The 25,646-nt window shown below is 70.0% G+C and carries 24 protein-coding genes; 7 read left to right on the forward strand and 17 right to left on the reverse strand.

Annotated features, from left to right (window positions below):
* Positions 1–11: 11 nt before the first annotated feature.
* Positions 12–1,919, reverse strand: coding sequence for a copper amine oxidase (locus tag JNB61_RS15610; protein ID WP_220290671.1), 1,908 nt, complete (start codon positions 1,917–1,919; stop codon positions 12–14).
* Positions 1,920–1,936: 17 nt separating this feature from the next.
* Positions 1,937–2,779, reverse strand: a complete 843-nt coding sequence (locus JNB61_RS15615; protein WP_220340216.1) for a hypothetical protein — start codon at positions 2,777–2,779, stop codon at positions 1,937–1,939.
* A gap of 251 nt (positions 2,780–3,030) precedes the next feature.
* Between JNB61_RS15615 and JNB61_RS15620 the strand changes: the two genes are divergently transcribed.
* Positions 3,031–4,470 (forward strand): APC family permease, encoded by a 1,440-nt coding sequence (locus JNB61_RS15620; RefSeq protein WP_220340218.1) that lies wholly within the window; start codon positions 3,031–3,033, stop codon positions 4,468–4,470.
* Complete coding sequence (locus JNB61_RS15625) at positions 4,467–5,213, forward strand: IclR family transcriptional regulator (protein ID WP_220290677.1); 747 nt, start codon at positions 4,467–4,469, stop codon at positions 5,211–5,213. The genes JNB61_RS15620 and JNB61_RS15625 overlap by 4 nt, the downstream gene beginning before the upstream one ends.
* 145 nt (positions 5,214–5,358) lie before the next feature.
* Here JNB61_RS15625 and JNB61_RS15630 read toward each other — a convergent pair whose 3' ends face one another.
* The 3 genes from JNB61_RS15630 to JNB61_RS15640 are packed head-to-tail and all read right to left on the reverse strand — an operon-like array spanning position 5,359 to position 8,745.
* Positions 5,359–5,994 (reverse strand): DUF305 domain-containing protein, encoded by a 636-nt coding sequence (locus JNB61_RS15630; protein ID WP_220340220.1) that lies wholly within the window; start codon positions 5,992–5,994, stop codon positions 5,359–5,361.
* 44 nt (positions 5,995–6,038) lie between these two features.
* Complete coding sequence (locus JNB61_RS15635; RefSeq protein WP_220340221.1) at positions 6,039–8,075, reverse strand: helicase HerA-like domain-containing protein; 2,037 nt, start codon at positions 8,073–8,075, stop codon at positions 6,039–6,041.
* 4 nt (positions 8,076–8,079) lie between these two features.
* Positions 8,080–8,745, reverse strand: coding sequence for a phosphatase PAP2 family protein (locus tag JNB61_RS15640; RefSeq protein ID WP_220290683.1), 666 nt, complete (start codon positions 8,743–8,745; stop codon positions 8,080–8,082).
* Positions 8,746–8,950: 205 nt separating this feature from the next.
* Between JNB61_RS15640 and JNB61_RS15645 the strand changes: the two genes are divergently transcribed.
* A complete protein-coding gene (locus JNB61_RS15645; protein ID WP_159842418.1) occupies positions 8,951–9,448 on the forward strand; it encodes a nitroreductase family deazaflavin-dependent oxidoreductase in 498 nt (165 codons plus the stop codon).
* Positions 9,449–9,455: 7 nt separating this feature from the next.
* Here the strand turns inward: JNB61_RS15645 and JNB61_RS15650 are convergent, their stop codons facing one another.
* Positions 9,456–10,823, reverse strand: coding sequence for a multidrug effflux MFS transporter (locus JNB61_RS15650; RefSeq protein WP_220290686.1), 1,368 nt, complete (start codon positions 10,821–10,823; stop codon positions 9,456–9,458).
* Positions 10,824–11,203: 380 nt separating this feature from the next.
* On the opposite strand from JNB61_RS15650, the gene JNB61_RS15655 reads away from it, so the two are divergent.
* Positions 11,204–11,914 carry a DUF3105 domain-containing protein gene (locus JNB61_RS15655; protein ID WP_220290688.1) on the forward strand — a complete coding sequence of 237 codons (711 nt, stop codon included), beginning with the start codon at positions 11,204–11,206 and terminating at the stop codon, positions 11,912–11,914.
* Positions 11,915–11,921: 7 nt separating this feature from the next.
* Entirely contained in the window at positions 11,922–12,596 is a 675-nt protein-coding gene (locus tag JNB61_RS15660) for a DUF305 domain-containing protein (protein ID WP_220340222.1), read from the forward strand.
* An 80-nt stretch (positions 12,597–12,676) separates the two neighbouring features.
* Here JNB61_RS15660 and JNB61_RS15665 read toward each other — a convergent pair whose 3' ends face one another.
* The 3 genes from JNB61_RS15665 to JNB61_RS15675 all read right to left on the reverse strand — a co-directional run bounded on the left by JNB61_RS15665 (position 12,677) and on the right by JNB61_RS15675 (position 16,431).
* The gene (locus tag JNB61_RS15665; RefSeq protein WP_220290692.1) at positions 12,677–13,654 is read right to left on the reverse strand and encodes a carbohydrate ABC transporter permease; all 978 of its coding nucleotides are present in this window, start codon (positions 13,652–13,654) and stop codon (positions 12,677–12,679) included.
* Positions 13,654–14,997, reverse strand: a complete 1,344-nt coding sequence (locus JNB61_RS15670; RefSeq protein ID WP_220290694.1) for a carbohydrate ABC transporter permease — start codon at positions 14,995–14,997, stop codon at positions 13,654–13,656. Before JNB61_RS15670 ends, JNB61_RS15665 begins: the two co-directional genes overlap by 1 nt.
* Positions 14,998–15,090: 93 nt before the next feature.
* The gene (locus tag JNB61_RS15675) at positions 15,091–16,431 is read right to left on the reverse strand and encodes an ABC transporter substrate-binding protein (protein ID WP_220290696.1); all 1,341 of its coding nucleotides are present in this window, start codon (positions 16,429–16,431) and stop codon (positions 15,091–15,093) included.
* Between the two features lie 243 nt (positions 16,432–16,674).
* Here JNB61_RS15675 and JNB61_RS15680 point away from each other — a divergent pair, with 243 nt between their 5' ends.
* Complete coding sequence (locus JNB61_RS15680; RefSeq protein ID WP_220340223.1) at positions 16,675–17,724, forward strand: LacI family DNA-binding transcriptional regulator; 1,050 nt, start codon at positions 16,675–16,677, stop codon at positions 17,722–17,724.
* Between the two features lie 73 nt (positions 17,725–17,797).
* On the opposite strand, the gene rplL is transcribed toward JNB61_RS15680, so the two are convergent.
* The 3 genes from rplL to JNB61_RS15695 all read right to left on the reverse strand — a co-directional run bounded on the left by rplL (position 17,798) and on the right by JNB61_RS15695 (position 19,664).
* Positions 17,798–18,187: a 50S ribosomal protein L7/L12 gene (gene rplL, locus JNB61_RS15685; RefSeq protein ID WP_159842404.1), complete on the reverse strand. Its 390-nt coding sequence runs from the start codon at positions 18,185–18,187 to the stop codon at positions 17,798–17,800.
* Between the two features lie 42 nt (positions 18,188–18,229).
* Entirely contained in the window at positions 18,230–18,745 is a 516-nt protein-coding gene (gene rplJ, locus JNB61_RS15690; protein WP_109211493.1) for a 50S ribosomal protein L10, read from the reverse strand.
* 283 nt (positions 18,746–19,028) lie between these two features.
* On the reverse strand, positions 19,029–19,664 hold the full coding sequence (locus JNB61_RS15695; RefSeq protein WP_220290700.1) for a VOC family protein: 636 nt from the start codon (positions 19,662–19,664) through the stop codon (positions 19,029–19,031).
* A gap of 298 nt (positions 19,665–19,962) precedes the next feature.
* Here JNB61_RS15695 and JNB61_RS15700 point away from each other — a divergent pair, with 298 nt between their 5' ends.
* Positions 19,963–20,670 (forward strand): YqaJ viral recombinase family protein, encoded by a 708-nt coding sequence (locus tag JNB61_RS15700; protein ID WP_308289213.1) that lies wholly within the window; start codon positions 19,963–19,965, stop codon positions 20,668–20,670.
* A 6-nt stretch (positions 20,671–20,676) separates the two neighbouring features.
* Here JNB61_RS15700 and JNB61_RS15705 read toward each other — a convergent pair whose 3' ends face one another.
* From JNB61_RS15705 to JNB61_RS15725, 5 genes are read right to left on the reverse strand one after another with little or no spacing between them, the layout of a single operon-like run.
* Positions 20,677–21,180 (reverse strand): 2'-5' RNA ligase family protein, encoded by a 504-nt coding sequence (locus tag JNB61_RS15705; protein ID WP_308289214.1) that lies wholly within the window; start codon positions 21,178–21,180, stop codon positions 20,677–20,679.
* 39 nt (positions 21,181–21,219) lie between these two features.
* A complete protein-coding gene (locus JNB61_RS15710) occupies positions 21,220–21,942 on the reverse strand; it encodes a histidine phosphatase family protein (protein ID WP_220340224.1) in 723 nt (240 codons plus the stop codon).
* Entirely contained in the window at positions 21,939–23,825 is a 1,887-nt protein-coding gene (locus JNB61_RS15715; RefSeq protein WP_220340225.1) for a dipeptide ABC transporter ATP-binding protein, read from the reverse strand. The genes JNB61_RS15710 and JNB61_RS15715 overlap by 4 nt, the downstream gene beginning before the upstream one ends.
* Positions 23,822–24,685, reverse strand: coding sequence for an ABC transporter permease (locus JNB61_RS15720; protein WP_159842396.1), 864 nt, complete (start codon positions 24,683–24,685; stop codon positions 23,822–23,824). Before JNB61_RS15720 ends, JNB61_RS15715 begins: the two co-directional genes overlap by 4 nt.
* Positions 24,682–25,638, reverse strand: coding sequence for an ABC transporter permease (locus JNB61_RS15725; RefSeq protein ID WP_220290707.1), 957 nt, complete (start codon positions 25,636–25,638; stop codon positions 24,682–24,684). The genes JNB61_RS15720 and JNB61_RS15725 overlap by 4 nt, the downstream gene beginning before the upstream one ends.
* Positions 25,639–25,646: the final 8 nt, after the last annotated feature.

Consider the following 25,646-nt stretch of genomic DNA (forward strand, 5'->3'; position numbering starts at 1 on the left):
GCGGGAGCGGGTCAGGCGTGAGCCTTCGCGCCCTGCTGACGCCGCAAGTACCACGAGGTGCCGGCGAGGCCCGCACCGGCGACCAGGAGCACGAGCCCCGAGAGCGCCCAGCGATTAGCGTCGGTGCCCGTGGTCGCGAGAGCGCCGAACACCGCCGCGGGCGACGCGGACGCCACGGTGAAGGTGCCCTGCGCGACCGCCGAGGAGGTCTGACCGGTCAGCACCAGCGTGTGCTCGCCGGCCGGCGTGCCCGACGGGACGATGAACTGCGCGCTCACGACGCCCTCGCTGTCTGCCACGAAGGTGCCGACGTCGACCGGATCGGAGTGCATCACGGCGCTCACGGTCTCACCGGGAGCGAAGCCGTCGGCGGTGGCCGTCTGCGCGGCGCCCGGCGCGACCTCGTCCGACCCGAACGTCACCGAGGCTGCGGCCGGCGCGGCCGCGTTCCCGTTGCCGTTCCCATTCCCATTGCCGTTGCCGTTGCCGTTCCCACTCCCGTTGCCGTTCCCGTTGCCGTTGCCCGGGGCGGTCGGCGTCACGGTGGGTGTCGGCTCACCCGTAGGCTCGGTCGTCGGGGTGGGCGTGGGCGACGCGGTCGGCGTCGGGGTGATGTTCGGGTTAGGAACACCCCGCATGTCGCCGTTGACCCACTTGCGGCCTTCGGGGATGTTGGGGTTCTGCGCGGCGAAGTCGCGCGGGTAGAGCGTGAAGCCCTGCCAGTGGATCGGCATTGGGCTCTGGTCCTCGTCGCGGTTGATGTGGTGGAAGCCGACGTTCACCCACGCCACCGGGTCCTCGAGCGACTCGGCATCGGCGATGTAGTCCGTGACCATCTGACCCGCCTTCGACGGGATCAGGTTGTGGCTGGCGTGGATCTCGTCCGACTTGGCCGACGTGAACGCGATGTCGAAGTCAGTCTCGGGGTTGAGGTTGTACGCCTGGTCGCGCGGCACGATGATCTCGTACGAGCGGGCGTGGCCGTCCGCGTTGAGGCTGTCCGGGTTCACGACCCGGTAGGCCTCGCGGTTGGACCCCATCGTCTTCGTCTCGTTCGTGATCTGGCTGAGCTGCGTCTCCAGGATCGCGGTGTGGCCGGTGTCGCCGGTCGTGCCGTACTCGCCCGTCGGCGTCGTGGCGAACTTCTCGACCACCTGGTTCGCACCCGAGTCGATGCCGAAGTCGACGCGCCAGAATGCGGAGTGGTAGTGGTTGACGGCGAAGTCCTCCTGGCCCGGCGCGATCGGCCAGCCCTGGTTGACGACGTTCACGTAGTCGTTGGGCGACAGGTCGCCGGTCGCGCCGAGGCGCACCGAGATCTCGCCGTCGTCGTGGAACCGGTACTCCGTCTGGTACTCGTACCAGCCGATGCGCGAGACCGTGTGCAGCACGAGGTCGGTGCCCTGCGCCGCGTAGAGCGCGTCGTTGTTGATGTTCGAGCGGTACGCGAGGCCCGAGTCCTCTTCGCCGATGCAGAGCGCGGGGATCGTGCCGCGCGTCGCGTCGACCCACGCGCTGAAGACCTCGCCGACCGGGCAGTCGACCGCCGCGATGGCCTGCAGCCGGCGGCCGCCGACCTGGTAGGTGGTGACGTCGTTGTACTCCGTGGCGCCCGTGTCATAGGGCACGTTGAGCTGGGCGAGCGCGATCGAGTCCAGCACGAGGATCGGCGCAGCATCGTCGCGCGGCTGGTACGCGATCTTGTCGAGCACGAGGCCGCGGTAGGTGTCGAGACGCCAGCACATCTGCCAGCTCGAGCCGGACTCGAGCGTCTCCGAGACGAGGGATTCGCCGGAGCAGGATGCCTCGGTGACGGTCTGCGCGGATGCGGCGGCCGGCGCGGAAAGCACGAGGCCGCCCGCGAGGAGGGCCATCGCAGTGCCCGCGCCGAGCATCCGGCGGAGGGAGGTTCGTTTCATCGGGAGTGTCTCCATGGTCATGAGATGGTCAGGACGGCACGCGTCGACAGGTTGACGACGTATGTGCTGGTGGTGAGGAAGGCGCCGCCGTCGACCTGGGCGAGCACCTGCACGCATCGGTCGACGCCGCAGGATTCGGCGCCGAAGGATCCGGCATCCGTCACGAACGAGTGGGCGGTCAGCAGCACCTCGGCCGACGCCGGCGTCAGCACCGAGCCGCCGGTGAGCGCGGCGAACTCGTCGACCACGGGCTGCGCCGCGTCGTCGGCGAGCAGCAGCTCCCACGCGAACGATGTCTCGGCATCGGTCGGAGCAGGCTGGGTGCCCGACGCGCGGTCGACCGACTCGACGGCGCCGTTGGTCACGTTGACGATCATGCTGACCGTCTCGTCGGTGGCGTAGTCGTAGTACAGCGAGAGCAGCCGGCGGTGCCCGTCCGAGTATGCCTGCGGGTCGGCGACGTCGGTCGAGAGGAACTGCAGGCCGGGCTCGCCGAACAGGTCCTTGCCGGCGGCGAAGGCGGCATCCTGGGCGCCCACGAAGCGGACGTACTCGACCTCTTCGCCGGTCAACCCGTCGTACGCGGCGGCCACGGTGGTCGGCTTCGGAACCTCGGTCGCCTTCTCCGGTGCGTCCTCGTCTGTGCTGTCGGCGGCGATCGGGGTGGACGTGGGCGTCTCGGGCGACGAGGTCGCCTGCACGGCGGTCTGCGTCGCGAAGACCAGGGCGACGGCCGCGGCGGTCGCGGCGAGCGCGGAGCCGATCCCGAGCGTGCGGGGCGTGAGGAAGCGGCTCCGCCTCGAGGGCCGCGGGTCCGAGGGCGGCGAGTCCCCCTCGGTGGAGAGCTGTTGTTCGGTCACAGGAGTCCTTTCGACGGCGAAGACGCGGCTCGCACCCGCATCGGGGCCGATTCTTCGACGCCGCCGTTTCCCGATGATTCGGGGCCGCGAACGCCCGGCGAAAACCTCGTGAGACGACGGCGAGCGCGCAAGGCGTTCCGATCTCAGGGCACGTCACGCGGCCGAAACATGCCCCGTCGTTCCCGGCAACGCGCAGGCAGTAGCGTCACCGCCAGTCGTACGGCAGTGTGCGCCGGGAGCGAGGAGGACGCGTGAGCAGTGCACTCGCGAACGCGATCGAGCGGGCCCGCCCCCGCAACGACCTCGGCACCAGCTCTCCGTTCGCGGGGCTCCACCGACGCCATGCCCACACGATCGATGTGGTCGCGCAGTCCGTCGCGGCCACCGCGCCGGCGGGCGTGCTGCTGATCCACCCCGCCGCCGCCTTCGCCCGCAGCGGCTCCTTCGCCTTCCTCGACATCGCGATCACCATCACCCTCGTCGTCGGCGTCGGTCTCGTGATCGGCATGTTCGCGCGCCGTATCTCCAGCACCGGCTCCCTCTACACGTTCGCCGTGCGGGGCCTCGGCCCCCACGTCGGTCTCCTCACCGGCGCGGCGCTCGGCGTCGGCTACCTCGCCGTGGCGATGAATACGCTCGCTTCGGGGTCGACGCGACTCGCGAGCATCATGAGCGGGGGCGATGCTCCTCCGTGGCTCGTGATCGCCCTCATCGCAGGCTTCGGTGCGGTCATCGCCACCGTCGTCGCCCGGGGATTGCGCATGTCGACACGCGTGCTGCTCATACTCGAGTCGATCGCCGTGATCACCGTGCTGGGTCTGTCGGTCGCCGCGCTCAGCCTCACCAGCTGGGACGTGGGTCTGCTCATCCCGCGCGCGTCCGAAGTATCGCTGGAGGCGATCATCACCGGTGTCGCCTTCGCGCTGATCGGTTTCGTCGGGTTCGAGAGCGGCGCCGCGCTCGGCCCCGAGACGCGGCGCCCGTTCGCCGCCGTGCCGCGCGCGATCATGGTGAGCGTCGGCGCGACGGGGCTCGTGATGCTCGTAGGCACCGCCGCGCAGCTGTCGATCGTGGCGGAGCGACCGGGCGCGGCATCCCTCGCGTCCGTCACGGGTCTTGCCGGCCTCATCGACGTGATCGTCGCCATCTCGTTCCTCGCCTGCGCTCTCGCGATGACCAACGCCGCGACGAGACTGGCGTTCGCGATGAGCCGCGAGGGACTCATGCCCGCGGTGTTCGGGCGTGTGTCTCGTCGCGGGGTGCCGGCGCTCGGCGGCGTGCTGCTCGCTTCCGCGGTCGCCCTGGTGCCCGTCGCGATCCTCGCGTGGGGAGGCAGCCGCCAGGACATGCGCATCGTCACCTCGCCCGCCTCCATCCTCGGTTTCGTCCTGGCCTACGCGTTGGTGTGCGCGGCGGCCCCGGTGTTCCTCGCGCGGATCGGCGAGCTCACCGCCCGGGCGGTCGTGCTGACCGTCCTCCCCCTCGCCGGACTGCTGTGCGTGCTCGGCTTCTACCTCGCTGCGACGCTGCGCGACAATCCGGCGGGTCTGCTGTGGGCCGTGGGCGTCCTGGCCGCGGTCGTGGTCGCCGGGTCCGTTCGCATCGCGCGGCATCCGCGCGTGGCGGCACGCATCGGCGTGCACGACTGGCCGACCGATGCCGACTGCATCGACGGGCCGGCGCGGACGTGAGCGGCGCCGGCGCCCCGGGCGACATCCGCCTGCCGGAGAAAGGTCTGGGCCTGGCCCTCGAGATCCTCGAGCAGGTCGCGCGCGACGACCGCGGCGCCTCCGCGGCCGAGATCGCCCGCGCCGTCGGCGCACCCCGCGCGACGGTGTACCGCGTGGTCAACTCGCTGGTACGCGACGAATACCTTGTGCGCCGCAGCGACTTCTCGGGGTTCCTCCTCGGCACGCGTGTGCTCGAGCTCGCGGCGATCGTGGGCGCACGCACCCGCCCGGCGCACGCCGCGCTGGTCGATCGGCTGCGCCACGACACCGGCGAGGCCGTGCACCTGTTCGCCTTCCACCGCTCGGGTCTGATGGTCCTCGACGAGGACGAGTCGCGTCCGCTCTCCGACCGCGACGCCCTCCTCGCCGACCCCACACGCTCGGCGATCGGCCACCTCTGGCTCGTGGCGCATCCCGAGCGGCGGCTTCCGCAGGCGCCGAACTGGCGCATCGATCCGGCACCCGACGAGGTGCGCGCGATCAACGAGGCGTACGCGGTCCGCGGCTACACCGAGCAGGTCGCGCTCCTCACCTCGGATCGCGGCTGCCTCGCGGTGCCGATCCACGACGAGGCGGCACGCCCCGTGGGTGCGCTGACGCTGTCGACGTCGATCTCACGCCTCTCCGTGGCAGCCCGCCACGTCGGCGCCCTCCGCGATGCCGCGCGCGCTCTCGCGCCGGTGGGCTCGCTGAGCGGCTGGTGACTCCTCCTCCCCACCGCTTCAACAGGTCAACCAGGCTTGCACAGGACCGGAAGGCGTTCCCCGGTCATGCAGAGGCCCGGATGACCTGTCGACGGAGGGGGAACACGGATGCCGCGGGTCGCGGCATCCACCCGCGCACGAGCGGTCAGGGCACGGCGTCGATAATGCCCTGCAGCGTCTCCTGGTCGGCCTCGGCCTGCTGGAGCACCGCTTCTGCGGACTCCGCCACCGCGGGGTGCGGATCGCCCTCGAGGATGAGCGTCACCAGGGCGATCATCCCGGCGTTCTGCGCATGCAGGATCTCGGCGAAGCGCTTCTCGGCGTCGGGATGTTCCGCGGCGGCGAATCCCTGCAGCGCACTCCACGACGGCATGCCGGGCATCTGGGCGTGATCGGAGCCGTGCCCGCCGCATGGGCCGTCCGTCGGCGGCTCCGCCGGACGCGCATCGGCCCACGACAGGTACCACGCCCGGAGGTCTTCGAGCTCGTCCTCGTCGCGCGCGGCGATCCCGGTGGCGAACCCGCTCGCACCGGCCTCGATCCCCTGCTTGCGCAGCAGGGTCTCCGCGAGCTCCTGCTCCTTGACCCGGTAGTAGATCATCGCCTCGACGTAGCAGTAGTCGTCGGCCGTCACCGGGGCGGCCGACGCGGAAGGCGAGACCGACACCGGGGGCGCAGCATCCGTGTCCCGTGCCGCTGCGGCGACCGCCAGCCAGATGCCTACGGCGGCCGTCAGAAGGGCGAGCGCGAGCGCGACGAAGACGACTGCTCTGCGGCGCACGCGAGACCTTTCGGATCGGGAGCGACCCGCCGGGCCGGGATGCGTCAGCGCTTGCCGGTGCCGAAGATCCCGCGGATCACCCCACCCAGTATCGCCTCCGTCGACTTCGAGTTGAGAATCTGCTCGATCGGCGACGTCCGGGCCGACCGCGACGTGCGGGTCGTGCCCGCCGTCTTCTTGAGGAGCCGCTCGTACTCCTGCTGCGCCTTCTTCTCGGCCGCCGCGTTCGCCTTGTCGGCCGCGGCCTGCTGCTGGTCGATGGCGGCCTTCTGCTTGGCGTACTCGGCGTCGGCCTTGGCCTTCGCGAGAGCGGCGTCCTCGGCTGCGGCGGCATCGTCGGCGGCCCTCATCTTCGCCGTGAGGATCTCGCGCGCCGACTCGCGGTCGATCGCCGTGCCGTACTTCGCGAGCAGCGGCGACGCGTTGACGGCCGCGACGATCGCCGGCTCGGGCGTGGGCGACATGAGTCCCTGCGGCGCGCGTAGTCGCGTCCATGCCACCGGTGTCGGCGCGCCCTTCTCGCTCATCACGGTGACGATCGCCTCCCCGGTACCGAGCTCTTGCAGCACGCGCTCCAGGTCGTAGCCCGATCTCGGATACGTTCCGACCGTCGCCCGCAGCGCCTTCGCGTCGTCGGGCGTGAAGGCGCGCAGCGCGTGCTGCACGCGCGAGCCGAGCTGCGCGAGCACGTCCGACGGCACGTCCTTGGGGGTCTGCGTCACGAAGAAGACGCCGACGCCCTTCGAGCGGATGAGTCGCACCGTCTGCACGATCGCCGCGAGGAAGTCCTTCGAGGCATCCTTGAAGAGCAGGTGCGCCTCGTCGAAGAAGAAGACGAGCTTCGGCTTGTCGGCGTCGCCGACCTCGGGGAGGATCTCGAAGAGCTCGGCCAGCAGGTACATCAGGAACGTCGAGAACAGCGCGGGCTTGTCGATGACCCCCGGCACCTCGAGCAGGCTGATGACCCCGCGACCGTCGGGTGCCGTGCGGATGAAATCCGCCACGTCGAACTCGGGCTCGCCGAAGAACACGTCGGCTCCGGCGTCCGCGAAGGTGATGAGCTCGCGCAGGATCACCCCCACCGTCGCCGCCGACAACCCGCCGAGCGCCTTGAGTTCGGCCTTGCCCTCGTCGCTCGTGAGGTGGGTGAGCACGGCGCGCAGGTCCGACAGGTCGACGAGCGCGAGGCCGTTGGCGTCGGCGTAGTGGAACACGAGGCCGAGGCTCGATTCCTGTGTGTCGTTCAGACCGAGCACCTTGCTCAGCAGCAGCGGACCGAAGCCCGACACGGTCGCCCGCACCGGCACCCCCTTGCCGACGCCGCCGAGCGCGAAGTACTCCGTGACGGAGGCCTCGGGCTTCCAGTCCTGGCCGATCGCCCGCGTGCGCGCGAGCAGCTTCTCGCTCGGCTCGCCCTGCGTCGCGACGCCCGACAGGTCGCCCTTGATGTCGGCCGCGAACACGGGCACGCCCTTCGCCGCGAGCTGCTCGGCGAGACCCTGCAGGGTGCGCGTCTTGCCGGTTCCGGTCGCGCCGGCGACGAGTCCGTGGCGGTTCATCATCGGCAGCGGGATGCGGATCTGCGCCGACGCCACCGGGTCGCCGTTGAGGAGGGCGCCGAGATCCAGGGTCGCGCCTTCGAATGCGTAACCCGACGCGACCCTCTGCACTTCCTGTTCGGTGAGAGGGCCGTCGTGGGTCTCCTGCGTGGTCGATCCGCTCGGACTCTGTTCCTGCGTCGCTGAATCCGAGAGGGGCGCTCGCGCGGGCCCCTGGCCCTCCACGCCCGGAGTCTGCTCCGTCCTCGATTGAGGCTCCGCGCCAGGTTGAGGAGCGACCTCGCCGGAGACCTCCTCGCTTCGGCTCCGGTCCTCAGATGAGGATGCGTCGGGCACGTGGCCACCGGCAGCCCTGGCCTTCGCGGCGGCGGCCTCGGCGGCAGCGAGCGCCGCCTTCGCCTGGGCGGCCTTGAGCTGCGCCTCGGCAGCCTCGGCCTCGGCGCGCAGTCTGGCGAGTTCCGCCTCAGCTGCGACGAGCGCCGGATCGGTCTGCGCGGACTCTTCGGGCGCTGAGGCAGTCATGCGCTCAGCCTAACGACCGGCGTCGAGCCGGAGCATCCGTTCCCTCCCGCGCCATCGGCACGGCGAACGCCGCCGCCACCAGCAGCGCCACGCCCGCGCCGAGGAGCGCGCCGCCGAGGGTGTCGCTCAGCCAGTGCGCGTGCAGGTAGGTGCGGCTGAACGCCATCAGCACGACCCACGCGGCGCCCACGATCGCCACCCACACCCGCGGGAAGATCACGACCGCGGCGACCGCGATCGTGGCCGCGTTGGCGACATGCCCGGACGGGTATGAGCCGTAGTCGGAGAGCACGATGATGTCCTCGGGACGAACGCGGCCGAAGAGATGCTTGAGCACCTGCACTCCCCCCGCCGAAGCGGCCTCAGCGGCGAGGAAGTACGCGGCGGCCCACGGCCGCCGCAGCACGACGAGCGCGATCGCGCCGCCGATCGGCACGACGATCACGCTGAACCATCCGCCGCCGACGAAATCCATGACGTGCGAGAAGCCGGTGAGAACGGGATTCCACAACTGGGCGACGAACAGGTTCCACGCGGTGTCGATCGCGAACGGCTCCTCGCCGCGCGCGAAGATCCACCAGCCCAGCAGGCACGAGAACACCACGAGGCCGGATCCGACCGCGAGGTACGCGATGACCGGCATCGCGACCCGACGCTGAACTGTCGTCATCGCCCCATTCTGCCCGCCGATCGCGTCTGTGCCACCTCTTGACACAGCGCCCCCCGATGCTCGATCGTCGCCAGCGCTCGTCGAGCGCCCATCCGATCGCCGCGGCCGGTGACCCGGGCCGGGTCGAGAAACCTCGGGAAAGCACCGCGATGCGGTGGGCGCCGCTGCTAGTGTGCGGTCTCATCGCGATGACGAGGAGGTATCGATGGCAGCGGTCGTCGACGCGGTGCGCAGCCTCATCGCGCCGCTCACGCGCACCAGAGTGTTCCGGCGCGTGATCGGCCCCGTGTTCCTGCCGCCGGTCGAGCGGCTCGTCGCGTGGCTGTCGCGCGGGCGCGTCCAGGTCAGCGCGCTGCTGGTCCCGTCGCTCGTGCTGCACACGGTCGGAGCGAAGTCCGGCGAGCCCCGGGACGTGCCCTTGATGTACACGCCCGACGGGAGCGGCCGCGCGATCGTCGCCGGGACGAACTTCGCCGGCGCCCGCCATCCCGCGTGGACCGCCAATCTGCTCGCACATCCCGATGCGGCGATCACCGTGCGTGGTCGCCGCATGCCGGTACGCGCAACGCCGGTCGCCGACGCCGAGCGTGACGCGGTGTGGGCGCGGATCGAGGCCCAGTGGCCGGGCTACCGCAACTACGAGCGAGAGTCCGGGCGCACCGTCCGCCTCTTCCGGCTGCAGCCGGTGCGGGCGCAGGCCTGACGCGGGATCAGGGTGCGAGGCGCTCGACGGTGCGCGGGCGCACGACGAGCCAGAGCGCCAGCACGCCGATGACGGCGCACCCGACCATGACCGCAGCCATCGTCGTGGCCGTGATGCCGGCGTCCTTCGCGATCCATCCCACCAGCGGCGAGATGAGGCCCGCGACGCCGAAGTTCGTCGCCCCGATGATCGACTGCGCGGTGCCGGCCGCCTTGCCGTGGCGGTCGAGCGCCAGCACCTGAACGCAGGGGAACGTGAACCCGCACGCGGTCATGAAGACGAACAGCGGCACGATCGTGCCCCACAGGCCCAGGCCGAGCTGGTCGGTGAGGATGATGGCGGATGCTGCGACCACGAGCACCGCGGTCGACCAGGCCATGACCCACTGCGGGCCGAACCGCGCGGCGAGTCGCGAAGCGGTCTGCACACCCGCGACCACGCCGAACGAGTTGACCGCGAACATCAGTCCGTACTGCTGCGGGCTGAGGCCGTAGCTGAGCTGGAACAGGAACGACGAGCTCGACAGGTACGAGAACAGCCCCGAGAACGTCATGCCGCCGATGATGAGCACGCCGATGAAGACGCGGTCGCTGAAGACGCTGCGGTAACGCTGCCAGACCGTCGTGGCGCCTTTGTCGTGGCGACGAGCCGGCGGCAGCGTCTCGGGGAGCAGCACGATCGACGCGACGAGCATGACCGCGCCGTACACCGCGAGGACCACGAAGACGCCGCGCCACGGCATGACGGCCAAAAGCGCCGAGCCGACGAGAGGCGCGAGCACCGGCGCGACGCCCGAGACGAGCGCGAGACGGGACAGCATGACCACCAGGCGGCGCCCCCCGAAGAGGTCGCGCACGATCGCGGCCGCGACGACTCCACCGGCCGCGGCGCCGGCGCCCTGCAGCACGCGAGCCACCGACAGCAGCTCGAGCGTCGGCGCGAGCGCCGCCCCCACGCTGGCCACGACGTGCAGTGCGGTCACCGACAGCAGCGGGATGCGTCGACCGACCTTGTCGCTCAGCGGGCCGACGATGAGCTGACCCAGCGCGAAGCCGATCATCGTGCCCGTGAGGGTCAGCTGGATCATCGCGGCGGTGGTCTGGAAATCCGCCTCGAGCACCGGGAACGCCGGCAGGTAGAGGTCGATCGTGAACGGGCCGAGCGCCGTGAGCGCGCCGAGCAGCACGATGTAGAGGACGCGGCGGCGATGCGGGATCGAGTCGCCCGGGTGCAGCACGATCGGCGCAGTGGCCGGATTGGTGCCGAGGGTGCGGATCGCGCCCGTCGAGGTCGGATGCGGCTTCGGTGCGGCGGCGGGAGCTTCGGGCCGGCGGGTGTCGGGCTTCTGAGTGGGGATGGAGGCGGTGTCGAGCAACAGTGGACTTCGTTTCGTGGCGGGGTTCGACAGGGCGGCGGGCGAGGCGGAACGGCGTCGACGCCGGCAGAGCCGGTCAGGCGTGCGCAGGGGGTCGAAGTGATGCGGGTCGTCCGGCGCTGCCGATCGGCACCGGACCTGCACGATCGACCACGCAAGGTCGAATCGATTCGAATACCCATGATAACGGATGCCCCCGCCCCGCCTGCAAGCGGTATCCCACGACGGGCCCGCCCCCGAAACCCCGGACCGCTGTCGGCTCCTTCCCAGGGGGCGGACTCATGCGCTCGCATAGGATGAGGGCGACCCGTCATCCGCTTTCCGGCGGTCCGCGCCGGGCGCCCAGACCGCTGTTGCATCGATTGGCAGAGATCACGAGCATGACCCCGACATCCGACGAGAAGCGCAAGAGCGGCAACCCCGCGACTCAGGCGAAGATCGACCTCACCGTCAAGCAGCAGCGCGAGCAGAAGCGCCAGGAGAAGCTGGCCGAGTATCAGCGGCAGCTGGCCAAGCGCAAGCGCAGCAAGCTGGTCTGGTGGATCGTCGGCTCGACGGCCGCCGTCCTGGTCGTCGCGGCCATCGTCGCATCGATCGTGTTCGCGCCGGCTCCGGCCCCGTCGTACGCCCGCGGCGACAGCGACGGCAGCGGCATCGAGGGCGTCGAGACGTTCACGAACACGGCGAACCACGTCGAGGGCACCGTCGAGTACGCCCAGACTCCCCCGGCCGGCGGCGACCACAACGCGATGTGGCTCAACTGCGGTGTGTACACCGAGCCGGTTCCGAACGAGAATGCGGTGCATGCGCTCGAGCACGGCGCGGTGTGGGTCACCTACGACCCCGCGCAGGTCTCGGAGGACGACATCGCCAAGCTCGAGGGCGAACTGCCGTCGACCTACACGGTCCTCTCGCCCTACAACGACATGGACACTCCCATCGCCGTCAGCGCGTGGAACGCCCAGCTGAAGGTCGACTCCGCCGACGACGAGCGCATCGAGGAGTTCATCAAGGCGTACTGGAAGAGCACCAACGCGCCCGAGCCGAACGCCGCCTGCACCGGCGCGTACGACGCCCCCGGCAAGAAGTAGGCAGCGGATGGCCGACGAGCCCTCGGCGGGGAGCTCGCGGCGATGGTTCGTCATCGTCGTCGCACTCATCCTCATCGCGGGCCTCGCGTTCGCGGTGGGGCGCTTCTCGACCTTCGGGACGCAGGCCGCCGTGTCGAGCCCGGGCACCGACTCCCCTGAGGCCGGGTTCTCCCGCGATATGCAGGTGCACCACGCACAGGCGATCGAGATGGCGATGGAGATCTACCGCAAGACCGACGATGAAGAGCTGCGCGTGCTCTCCTACGACATCGCCACCGGTCAGGCCGGCCAGCGCGGCGAGATGTACGACTGGCTCGTGCAGTGGGGTCTTCCCCAGTCGGGCGGGCCCATGATGCAGTGGATGGATGCCGCGGACTCCGAGCACGCGCATGGCGGCTCGTCCGCTGATGCGATGACCGACGAAGAGGCACACGCGGCGATGGGCATGGCCTCGGCGGCCGAGATCGCCGCGCTGAAGGCGGCGACGGGTCAGCAGGCGGACTGCCAGTTCCTGGCGCTGATGATCCGCCACCACGAAGGCGCGATCCCCATGGCCGAGGCGCTCCTCGAGCTCGGCGCCGACCCCCGCGCGCTCGAGGTCGCAACCGCGATCAAGAACGGTCAGACCGCCGAGATCGACGCCATGAAGTCCATCCAGACGCGGCTCGGCTGCACGGACTGACGCGGGGATCGAGAGCGGCAGCAGAAACGGATGCTGCGAGCCTGCGTCTCACGCATGCTCGCAGCATCCTTTCCGCTGTGTCAGCCCTTCGTCGCGCCGGCCATGAGTCCGCGCACGAAGAACCGCTGCAGGGCGAGGAACACGATGATCGGCACGAACAGCACGAGGAACGCCCCGGCCGACACGAGGAACCACTGGTTTCCCCAGGTACCGGACAAGGAGTTCAGCGTCTGGGTCATCGGCAGCGATGTCGTCGGGGCGAAGATGGTCGCCACGAGCAGGTCGTTCCACACCCAGATGAACTCGAGGATGGCGAACGACGCAAGCGCGGGAGTCGCGAGCGGCAGGATGATTCGGAAGAAGATCTGCCCGTGCCCGGCGCCATCCACGCGAGCCGCCTCGATCACATCGGAGGGGATCTCCGAGATGAAGTTGTGCAGGAGGAAGATCGCCAACGGCATCGCAAAGATGACGTGGGCGATCCACACCGTGGCGAAGCTGTGATCGACCTCGCGCATCTCGAGCCCCGGGAAGATCTGCACCTCACCGATCTCGAGACCCCTCGAGAACAGGCTCAACAGCGGCACGAGCGCCATCTGGATCGGGACGATCTGGAGGGCGAACACTGCGACGAACAGGAACCCGCGCCCCTTGAAGTCCATCCAGGCGAACGCGTATGCGGCGAGCGATGCGACGGCCAGGGCGAAGATCGTCACCGGGATAGTGATCGCCAGCGAGTTGAGGAAGGACTCGCCGAGCGTCAGGGCGGTTCCGCCGGACGTCAGCGCGTCCCGGTAATTGCCCAGTGTGAAGTCGGGGTTGGTGAAGACGGTCCACCAGCCTGACGTCGCCGAGTCGGCGCCCGGCCGGAACGACGTGATCAGCAGGCCGAGCGTCGGGATCGTCCACAGGAACGCGATCGCGACGGCGAAGACGGTGGCAAGTGGCGACGTCAGCCGCTTGTGTGCCAGGGCCTCGTTGCGACGCGTCTCGCGCGCGACCCTGCGCGCCTCCGCTTTGGTGTTCTGCGGCGTGGTCTCGGAGTCGACGGCGGTCATCACCGCACCTCCCTCTGCTTGCGCAGCTGCAACACGTTGTAGATGATCAGCGGCGTCACGAACACGAAGATCAGTACGGCGAGCGCCGCCGAGTGACCGTAGCTCTGGAACCGCTGCTGCTGGTTGACCATCTCGAAGCCGAGCACCGTGGAGTTCGCCCGCCCGCCAGTCATCACCGCCACGATGTCGTACAGCTTCAGGGCGGCGATCGTCACGGTCGTGAGGACGACGATGATCGACGTGCGGATGCCGGGCACCGTCACGTTGATGAATCGCTGCCAGGCCGAAGTGCCGTCGAGCTGAGCCGCTTCCAGCTGCTCCACCGGCACTGCCTTCATCGCCGCCGAGAGCACGACCATCGCGAATCCGGTCTGCGCCCAGACGAACGCGAACAGCAGGCAGAACGTGTTGACCAGCGGCCAGATGTCCAGCCACGGTACGGGCTGACCACCGAACGCCACGACGATCGCGTTCAGGGTTCCGATCTGCTCGCCCTGGCGGTAGTCGTAGACGAACTTCCAGATGAGGCTGATGCTCACCGGCGCGATCGCGAACGGCATGAACACCAGCAGCTTCAGCAACCGCTCACCGCGCGCCCGCTCCATGAAGGCCGCGTACGCCAGGCCGACGACCGTCGCGAAGACCGGTGCGAAGATCGCCCAGATGAGCGTGTTGATGATGGACCAGAACCCCTGTGGGTTCGTGAAGGCCCATACGTAGTTCTCCAGGCCGACGAAGTTCTCCCCGGTCTTGTCGAAGAACGACTGGATGATGGTGGCGATGCTCGGGTAGACGAGGCCGACGAGGATCGCGATGGCGGCGGGCGCCATGAAGAGCGTCAGCTGATACAGATAGCCGGCGCCCTGGCTCGCCCGGTAGTCGGCCCAGAACAGCAGACCGCCGGCGATGAGGGCGATCGCGATCACGTAGACCACCGCGCCCTGGTACGGCCGCAGCATCATGAACGCGAGGAACGGGATCGCGAAGCACGAGATGAGCCGCAGCCAGAAGTAGCCCTTGCCGGCGCGGGGTGCGTACTCGATGAGGACCAGGAGGATGCCGACCACCACAGCGAAGATCACCAGGATGACGGGGATCTGAACGATCGGCCCCATGTTGCCGATCCACTGGAAGAACGAGTTGTACGAGAACCCGAGCGAGACCGGCCGCGCGTCCGGGTTAGGAGGGCTCAGAAGGAGGAAGACGATCAGCGCCGCGATCAGGATGAACCCGATCGTGACGACGAGTCGCGTCGTCCGCCGCGATGGAGGCTTGCGTCCTCCGCGTTCAGGCGGAGGCGTGCCCTGGGCCTCGTCGGCCGCCGATGTTGTGGTCTGAGACATGTTCGGCCTTCCCCCGTCGACGTCGACGGATGAATCGCCCCGATGCCGGGGCCGCACGAGGAGCGTGCGGACCCGGCACCGGGATGCGGTGGATCAGTCCTGATATCCCGCCTGGATGTCGCTCAGGACCTGCGGCGTCGGCTTGCCGTCGATCCAGTCGACCATGCCGCGCCAGAACGAGCCCGAGCCGACGGTCGCCGGCATCAGGTCGGAGGCGTCGAAGCGGAACACCGTGTTCGGGTCCTGCACGATCTTCATCGCCTCCGTCAGGAACTCGCTCGATGCCAGCGTCGGGTCGGCGCCGGTGTTGGCCGAGATGGCACCGCCGAGCTTCACGCGCGCGTCGGCGAACTCCGGAGTCGACATGAACTCCAGCACCTGCTGCGTTGCCGCATCATCCGAGAACGCGGTCACCAGTTCGCCGCCGCCTTCGACCGCGAGCTCGCCTGCTTCCGGGCCGGGGAGCAAGAAGGCGTACACGTCGCCATCCGGGCCGACCTCCGGCGTCGCGCCGTCTGCCGTCTTCGCGGTGAGGAAGTTGGCCGTGAGGAAGGATGCCTGGTGGGTCAGCGCGCACGTGCCGTTGGCCACAGCGGCAGCGATGGGATCACCGAATGCCGTCGAGTTGATGCTCTTGACGTCGCCGAACCCTGCATTGACGTAGTCCGGATTGAGCAGGATCTCGCCCACGGAGTCGAATGCCGCCTCGATGTCGGGGTCGGTGAACGGCGTGTCTCCGGCTGCCCAGCTGTCATAGACCTCCGGTCCGGCCTGACGTAGCACGAGGTCTTCCACCCAGTCCGTCCCAGGCCACCCGGAGGCGGCTTCCGAGAAGAATCCGGCGCACCACGGCGGCTCGCCGGTCTTCTCGCGAATGGTGTCGGTCAGCGTGATGAGCTCGTCCCACGTCGTCGCCGGCTCCACACCCCACTCGGCGAAGCTCTTCGGCGAGTACCAGACGTAGCCCTTCAGATTGGCCAGCATCGGCGCGGCGTAGAACGTGCCGTCCACCGAGCCCGTGTCCTTCCAGATGGATGACCAGTACTCGTCCACGTTGGCCTCGACCTCCGCCGTGCCCTCCTTGACCTCGCCGGTCTCGACGAGCGAGCGGAAGAGGCCCGGTTGCGGCACGATGGCGATGTCGGGCGCGGATCCGCCTGCCACCTTGGTGACGATGTTGCCCTCGAACCCCTTGTCACCGGTGTAGTTGACGGTGATGCCGGTGTCTTCCTCGAACTGCTCGAAGGTCTTCTGGAGGTTGTCCGCCTCCGAGCCGGTGATGCCGCCGGCGATCTCGACGGTCTCTCCTTCTACCGAGCCGCTGTCGCCGCCGTCGTCGCCGCCCTCGGCGCAGCCGGCGAGTGTGAGTGCCGCGACAGCCGTCAGTCCCAGCGCGATGTAGCCGTGTCGACGACGTGATCGCAGTGCAGTCATGTGTCTGCCTCCTCTTCGAGTTCGCGGAGCCACGCCTCTCGGGCTCCGCACATGTGAGATCGGGAACCGATTCCATGCTCAAACTAGGGGATGCCGCCAGAGCGCACAATGACCCGCGGTCACAACTCGGTAAACACCAGCGCCTGGGGTGGCGTCCGGTACAGGATCCCGGCACAATGACCCCTGGAACCGGTTCCAGAACCCAGGCGACGGCGGCGTCCCCGGGAGCGCGAGGAGGACCCGATGGCGGGCATCGCCGATGTTGCGCGGGCGGCAGGCGTGTCGAAATCCACGGCCTCGCGCGCGCTGACGGGCTCGGGCTACGTCTCGGCCGCGACCCGCCAGCGGGTGAGGGAAGCCGCGGCTGCACTGGGCTACGTCCCCACCACCAGCGCCGTGAGCCTGGTGACCGGCCGGACCCAGACCGTGGGGGTCGTCATCCCCTCCCTCGACCGGTGGTTCTTCTCGCAGGTGCTCGAGGGCATCCAGGATGCCCTGCTCGAACGCCGCTACGACCTCGCGCTCTACGGAGCGCCTCCCGAGTCGGCCGCGCGCCGCGAGATGTTCGAGCACTTCCTCGCCCGCAAGAGGTTCGACGGCCTGATCGCGGTCGGCATCGAACCCAGCGCGCGTGAACTGGAGCGCCTCATCGCGTTCGGCAAGCCGGTGGTGGCGGTCGGCGGCCACCATGTCGGCACCAACGCGGTCTCGATCGACGACGAGGCCGCCGCCCGCATCGCCACGGACCACCTCCTGTGCCTCGGGCATCGCGAGATCGTCTTCCTCGGCGGCGACCCCGACGGGCGGCACACCAGCTTCGGCGACGGCCGCCGCCTGGACGGCTATCGCTCGGCGATGCGCGAGGCCGGGCTCGAGGCATCCGCTCGCCATGTCCACTCCGAGGTGACGATGCCCGGCGGCTACGGAGCCGCCGTCGAGCTCCTCGGCGATCGCCGCACGCGGCCGACGGCGATCGTGGGGGTATGCGACGAGGTCGCGGTCGGGGCGATCATCGCCGCCCGCCGACTCGGAATCCGCGTTCCGGAGCGGCTCAGCGTAGTCGGCATCGACGACCACGCGTACGCCGACATGTTCTCGCTCACCACACTGCAGCAGCGTCCCCACCAGCAGGGGCGCGCCGCGGTGCAGCTGCTCATGTGGCAGCTCGACGACCCGGAAGCCCCCACCCACCGCCTGTTCGAGTCCTCGCCGCTCGTGGTGCGCAATTCCACCGCACCCGTCGACGACGAAGCCTCCGCGGTCATCGGCGTCGGCCCGCTCGGCAACGGCTGACGCCAGGCACGACGAAGGCCCCGGATGCGAGCATCCGGGGCCTTCGTGGAATCGCTGCAGAAGCAGCGCGGGATTACTTGAGGGTAACCGTCGCGCCGGCCTCTTCGAGAGCGGCCTTCGCCTTGTCGGCGGTCTCCTTGTTGGCGCCCTCGAGGACGGCCTTCGGAGCACCGTCGACGACGGCCTTCGCCTCACCCAGGCCGAGCGAGGTGAGCTCGCGGACGACCTTGATGACCTGGATCTTCTTGTCGCCGGCGGCCTCGAGGACGACGTCGAACGAGTCCTTCTCCTCGACCTCGTCGGCGGGGGCACCACCGGCGGGAGCGCCGGCAGCGGCCACGGCCACGGGGGCGGCAGCGGTGACGTCGAAGGTCTCCTCGAACGCCTTGACGAACTCGCTGAGCTCGATGAGCGTGAGCTCCTTGAACGCGTCGAGCAGCTCCTCAGTGCTGAGCTTTGCCATGATGTTTCTCCTTGATAGTGGTTTGCTATGCCGAGGCCGTTATCAGGCCGCGGACTCCTGCTTCTCGCGCAGCGCGTCGACCGTGCGGACGGCCTTCGACGGAAGCGCATTGAAGACGTATGCCGCCTTGGTCATCGAGGCCTTCATCGCACCGGCGAGCTTCGCCAGCAGGACTTCACGGCTCTCGAGGTCGGCGAGCTTGTTGACCTCGTCAGCGCTCAGGGGGTTTCCGTCGAAGAAACCGCCCTTGATCACGAGAAGAGGGTGTGCCTTGGCGAAGGCACGGAGACCCTTCGCGACGGAGACGGGGTCACCGTGCACGAATGCGATGGCCGACGGACCCTTGAGGTCGTCGTCCAGCGACGTGATCCCCGCGTTGTTCGCGGCGATCTTGGTCAGCGTGTTCTTCACCACGGCGTATTCCGCGTCCTGACGGATGCTGTTGCGCAGCTCCTTGAGCTGGGCAACCGTCAGACCGCGGTACTCGGTCAGCAGAACGGCGGTCGAGTCCTCGAAGTTCTTCGTGAGCTCGGCGACCGATGCTTCCTTCTGCGCCATGGCCACTCCTTGTGTGAATGAGACGCTCCGCGGTGGCGGGGCGCCGGCTGAAGGCATCCGCTCATCTGCTCGTCGCGGCAACAAAAAAGCTCCGGCGCAAGCGCACGGAGCAGGATTCCTGAATCAGGAGAATCGTTCGTGACACCTGCGCGGGCCCCTGCGTTGCAGAGCTTCGATCTCCATGCGTTCGCACGCACGTCGATGACCGGCGGTCTTCGGCTTCATCCAGGGTAAAGGATGCCGCGCCCACCACCAAATCGGGGCCGGCGGGCGTCCGTCGGCGTCACTGCCGCCAGGGGCAGAGGTCGACCTTGTGCCCGTCGGCGTCGGCGAGCGTCCACCACTCGGGCGCGTGCGAGTCGTCGACGATGACGCCGCCCGCGGCGAGGGCTGCGTCGAGCCGCTTCTCGATGACGTCCCGAGGCCCGTTGACATCCAGGTGCGACCGGCCGCGCAGCGGCTTGTCGACCGGCTGGAACCAGATGAGCGGGCCGCGGCCGTCCTTGTCGAACAGGACGCCGTCGCGCACCTCGGCGAATCCGGTCGCCGCCTTCCAGAACGGCACCACCGCGCCGGGGTCGGGCGTGGCGACGGCGAGCATCACGTCGAGCATGCGCCCCGTGTCGGCGGGGATGTCCAGTTCCCGCGCGGCGTCCGAGATCTGCGCGGCGAGCGCGGCGTCCTTCCGGGTCAATCCGCCGGCCGAATGCGTCATCAGCCGCACGCGCACCGTCGAGTACCGCACGTCCACATCGGGATGGTGGTCGGCGGCCTCCGCCAGCTCGGCGATCGCACCGAACAGTTGCGCTCCCACCGCGAACGTACCGGTGCGGAACAGCGCGAACGCCCCCGTCACCCGCGGATGCCAGTCCTCGACACCCGGGAACGCGCGGAACTCGCCGGAAGTGATGGTGTCCATGCCCCCGAGGATGCCACCGTCACGGCTCACCGCAACCCCCCTTGCGCACACCACCGGTCGCGTCGAGGTCGTGCGCTCTCGCCGAGTGCACCCGATCCACGCGCGTCAACCTCGCGCCCGTCGGCTGGCCCGTCGACATCGTGCGACCTCGCGGGGGCGACACGATCACCCGCGCGGATCATGTCGCCTCGGCGAAGACGCACGTTCCGCGCGGACGGATGCTGCGGGCCATCGTCCCTGCCGTCACAAGGGTGCGTCGCAGGCGGCGGATGTCGGGTCGGCGGCGTAGCCTCGAGGAGTGAATCCCGTTCCCTCTGCCGCGCGCCCGTCCGGGCTCGTGGCGCAGGCACCGGAGGTCGCCGCCCGCATCGTCGCGGACTCGCGCGACCGGGTCGCCTGGGTGCGCGCTCGCTCGAGGGGCATCACCGCGACGGATGTCGCGACCCTCACCTCCGACAGAGCCATCGTGCGCGCCGCGGACGCGAAGCTCCTCGGCTCGGGTTTCTCCGGCAACGCCTACACGGCGCACGGCCGCGCGCGCGAGCCCGAGATCGCGGCATGGGTCGCCGCGACGCACGGCATCCAGCCATCGTCCGCCCTCTTCCACGCCGTCGTCGAGAAGCGCCACCTCGCGACGCCCGACGGCATCGCGGTCGACGCGGCGGGACGCATCACCCTCTCGGAGATCAAGACGACGAACAAGGCGTGGCGCAGCATCCCGCGCTCGTACCTGCGCCAGGTCTGGTGGCAGCAGCACGTGCTGGGCGCCGAGCGCACCCTGGTCGCGTGGGAGCAGCACGACGGCTTCGTGCCCGTGGGAGACGAGCCGCGCTGCGCGTGGGTCGACCGCGACGACGCCGAGATCGCCAAGCTGGTCCGCCTCGCGACCGCCCTCATCGACGAGCTCTACCTGCGGACCATGCGGGCGAGGCAGCAGCCGCAACGGATGCCGCAGCCGCCGGCCCCGCCGCGTGAGCCGTACCGCGCGCTCGCCCTCGCCGACTGATCCGGCTCACGCGAGCGTCGTGACCGTCCGGCTCTCGGCATCCCACACCCGCGCACCCGTCGCCTCGCCCACGATGTGCGGCGCCCGGATGAGCCGCAGGGCCGTCGCCAGCCGGACGGCCGTGAGCCCGCGCGCCAGCGTGATGTGAGGCGTCCACCGGTCCACCGCGGTGGTCGAGTAGCGCGGCTCGGGCCGGCCGGCGATCTCGGCGACCGCGCGGTGGACGGCGAGCAGCTGCGAGCTGACGACGACATGCCGCGCCAGCACATACCGATCCCGGTGGCCGAGGAGAACGATGCCGCCGAGCTCCAGCGGGACCGGGAGCAGGCCGGCCAGCCCGGCGAAGGCGGCGGGCTCGAGCCGCTCGCGCACCGCCAGCGTCACGTGCGGACGGTTGCTCGGCGCGGGATTGCGGCCCGAGCTGGGCAGATCCGCTCCCAGCAGCCGGTCCCAGTCCTCCCGGACCGCGCGGTCGAGTTCGGCGTCCGGGATCAGTTCGACGCTGAACACGCCTCCATCCTCCGCCGGCAGGCGCCGCAGCGCACCGCTTCACACCGAGTCGACGGATTCGGCCCCCCACTCCGCGCCGGCAGGAGCGAGTGTCCAGCGCCCGGCGTCACCTGCGTCGGCCGCGGCGCGCACGAGCGTGACCACGGCGCCGTTTCCGATTCCTCCTTCGAAGGTCGAGGTGTCGATGGCGAGCGCCGACAGCAGCACCAGGAGTGTGAGGCCACTGGTGACGATCAGCACGTCACAAGCGGCCCCCGAGACCGCGCCGGCCGCCTGCGGTGCGGCGACTGCCGCTTCGAATCCTGCCCGGGCTCGCGTCCGCACCTCCGCGACGGACTCGACGGGTACGCCGGCATGAGCGCCGAGTGCAGGCAGTGCCGCGAGCACGTCCAGCACCTCGACCTCCGCCGAACGCAGCGCGGCGACAGCCCTCCCGTGCGCCTGTGTGAGATCCGCCCACAGCCGCTCGCCACGGGCTCCCTCGTACGCGCCGAACGCGAACTCTCGCCAGCGCTCGTCGACCTCGGCGACCACCTCCGGCGCGGCTACCGCCAGCGCGGCCGCTGCGGTCTCGCGATGGCGTCCCAGGTCGGCACAGCGTGCGACCCGGATGCGAGCCCCCGCCGCGATCAAGGTCCGACCGAGCGACTCGGCCTCGGCACGACCGCGCGCGGTGAGGGGCGCATCGCTCCAGCCCTGGACTCGGCCGAGCGCGTTGAGGAGCGTCTCCCCATGCCGTGCGACGAAGATCCGGCCGGTCACCGCGCCTGTCCCGATGCCTCGATCTTCGCGGCCTGTACCGCCGCGATCTCGCCGTCCCCGTTCCGTGACGTCTCCAGATCCAGTGCTTCGACGCCGGCCTCGGCGATCTCCTCGGCCGCCGCTTCGAGATCCCAGCCGGGCTTGGGCACCGAGTCGATGAGCAGTCGCGTGTACTCGTGCTGGGGCGCGGCGAGCAGCTCGCCCGTGCGGCCGCGCTCGACGATCTCGCCGCGCCGCATCACGACGGTCTCGTCGCAGACGCGCCTGACGACGGCGAGGTCGTGGCTGATGAAGAGCACTGTCAGAGCGCGCTCGCGCCGGATGCGGTCGACGAGATCGAGCACCTGCGCCTGCACCGAGACGTCGAGCGCACTCGTCGCCTCATCCATCACCAGCACGTCCGGCTCGATCGCGAGGGCGCGCGCGATCGCGACCCGCTGCCGCTGACCGCCCGACAGCGTCCGGGGGCGCGCTCCGGCGTGCTTCTCCCCTAGCCCGACCTGGGCGAGCAGGTCGAGCACGCGCGAACGAGCCTCTGCCGCGCTCAGACGGGTGTGCAGGCGCAGGGCGTCTTCGATCGCCCGACCGGCGGTGATACGCGGGTCGAGCGAAAGGTAGGGATCCTGAAAGACCATCTGCACGCTCCGCGCGTGGGCGAGGCGCTCGCGCCGGCTGCGCGGCACTGCCGTGCGCTCCCGACCGTCGATGCGGATGCGGCCCGCGTCGACGGCTTCGAGCCCCACGATCATGCGCGCGAGCGTCGACTTGCCCGATCCGGACTCCCCCACCACCCCCAGTGCGCCGCCGCGCGGCACCGCGACCGACGCGTCGATCACCGCGCGCACCGGCTCCTTGCCCCGGCGCACATAGGTCTTCGACACGCCGACCGCCTCGAGCATCGGCGATGCGGGCTCGGCCATGGCGGCAGCATCCGTCGCGCCCGGATGGCCGTGCACAGGATCGGAGGTCGTCGACGACGCGTCGGGGAACGGATGCTGCACCCCGGCGTGCTCCGCGGCGCCCCCGGTTCTGCGACCCGCGGTCGCACCGGGCGCAGCGCCGACGAGCGTGGGTGTCGCGGCGACCAGTCGCCGTGTGTACTCGGCCCGCGGGTCGCGCAGCACGTCGTGCGCACGGCCCTGCTCGACGACCTGCCCGCCGCTCATGACGTACACCCGGTCGCAGAGCGACGAGGCGAGGTTGAGGTCGTGGGTGATGAAGAGCATGCCCATGCCGCGGCTCGCGCGCTGCTCGGTGAGCACGCCGATGATCTCGGCCTGGGTGGTCACGTCGAGGGCCGTCGTGGGCTCGTCGCACACCAGCAGCCTGGGTGACGTCGTCAAGGCTCCGGCGATCATCACGCGCTGCAGCATTCCGCCCGAGAACTCGTGCGGGTACTGACGCAGGTGGTCCTCGGGCCGTGGGAGGCGCACCGCCTCCAGCAGCTCGACGGCCCGCGCCCGCGCAGCATCCGTCGACCACCCCTCCGCGAGGCGCAGCGCCTCGGTGAGGTGGTCGCCGATCGTGCGCATCGGGTTGATGCCCGCGCGGGGATCCTGGAAGATCATCGCGGCACCGCGCCGGCGCAGCTGCCGCAGCTCCGTCGGGGAAGCGCTGAGCACCCCGGCCCCGTCGAGCACGACTTCCCCCCTGATCGCCGAGCGGTCGGGGACGAGCCCCAGCACCGTTCGGGCGGTCAGCGACTTGCCCGACCCGGACTCGCCGACGAGGCCGACGGTCTCGCCTGCGGCGACCGACAGGGAGATGCCGTCGAGCAGCCGCGTGCCCTCGGCGAGGTCGAGCGTCAGGTCGCGGATCTCGAGCAGTGGCGGTCTTGCGGCGGCCGGCGCTGCCGGATCGACGTGGGTCTCGGTTGCGGTCATGCCGGGATCTCCCCACCGATGCGATCGGAGAGCTCTTCCCCGATGATGTTGACGGCCACGACGACCACGACGACCGCGACCGCCGGCACGATCGCGGGCAGGAAGTGCCCGCCGATGAGCCCCGCTTGCGCTTCGTTGATCATCGCGCCCCAGTCGGCCGTCGGCGGCTGCACACCGAGACCGAGGAAGGACAGCGCGGCGAGCTCGGCGAGCACGTATCCGAAGTTGAGGGTCGACTGCGCGCCGACGATCGGGGTGACGTTCGGGAGCACCCGCCGAAGCGCGATCCACGCACCGCCGAAGCCCTGTACGCGGTACGCCGCGACATAGGGGCGCGTGCGCTCGGCGGCGATGAGCGAGCGTGTCAGGCGCGCCACGAACGGTGCGTACGCGATGCTCATCGCGATGACCGGTGCGACCAGCCCCTTGCCGAAGAGCGCGACCGCCATGATCGCGATGAGCAGAGACGGGAACGCGAACAGCACGTCGAACACGCGACCGAGCACGGAGTCGATCCAGCCGCCGCGCCATCCGGCGAGGAGCCCGAGGAGGATGCCCAGCACAGTCGACGCCACCACGACGAGGAGCGGACCCAGCAGCGCGGTGCGCGCACCGTAGATCAGGCGGCTCAGCGTGTCGCGGCCGAGGCCGTCGGTGCCGAGCCAGTGCGCGGGGCTCGGCGGTGCGTTCACGGCCGCGAAGTCCACGGCATCCGGGTTGTAGGGCGCGAGGAACGGCGCGAAGATCGCGGCCAGCGTCATCACGGCGAGCGCACCGAGTGCGATCGCGAAGGTCACGCTGGTACGGGGCAGCCGCGGTGCGCGCAGCACTTTCACGGCGAGTGTGGGTGTGGTCGTCATCGGGCACCGGCTCCGGCGGCGGATCGGGGATCGATCCAGGGTTCGAGGATGTCGATGACAGCGTTCACGAGCACGAACGCGGTCACGACGAGGAGGACGATCGCCTGCACGACCGGGAAGTCGAGGCGGTCGACGGACTGCACGAGGAGCGAGCCCATGCCGGCGAGACCGAAGGCGGCCTCGACGATGGAGCTGGCGACGAGGAGCCCGGCCACGAGCATGCCGCTCACGGTGAGGATCGGGCCGACCGCGTTGCGGAAGACGTGACGACGGATCACCGTTGTGCGCGTGATGCCGCGGCTGATCGCCACCTCGACGTGCTCGCGGTCGAGCTGGTCGATCATCGACGACCGCGTCACCTTGCCGACCAGCACGACGAAGACGACGGCGAGGGCGATCGATGGCAGCACCAGGTGGTACACCGTGTCCCAGAAGCCCTCGCCCGACCCGAAGGACGGGAACCAGCCGAGCTGCACCGCGAACACCGCGATGAGCACGATCGATCCGACGAACGAGGGGATGGCGCCGAGCACGGTGAGCCCGATGAGGATCGAGCGATCCGCGAGCCGGCCGCGGTACAGCGCCGCGATCGCGCCGGCGATGAGACCGACGACCGCGATCATCGTGCCCGCCATCACGACCAGCCCGAGGGTGACGGGCAGCCGCTCGCCCAGCACGACCGTGACGTCCTGCCGGTACTGCAGGGAGCGTCCGAGATCGCCCTGCAGGAGTCCCGCCACCCAGTTCAGGTACTGCTGCCACGGCGGCAGGTCGAGGCCGTACTGCGCGGTGATCTGCGCGACCGCCTCGGGGCTGGGCTTGCGGCCCCGCAGCAGGAATGCGATCGGGTCGCCGGGCACCAGAAATCGCGAGAAGAACACCAGGAGCGATGCGAGGAAGAGCGTGAGCAGCAGTCCTCCGAGCTTGCCGGCGATCCGGCGCACGGCGATCATCGCACCTC

The sequence above is a fragment of the Microbacterium ureisolvens genome (assembly GCF_019511645.1).
Classification (GTDB): Bacteria; Actinomycetota; Actinomycetes; order Actinomycetales; family Microbacteriaceae; genus Microbacterium; species Microbacterium ureisolvens_A.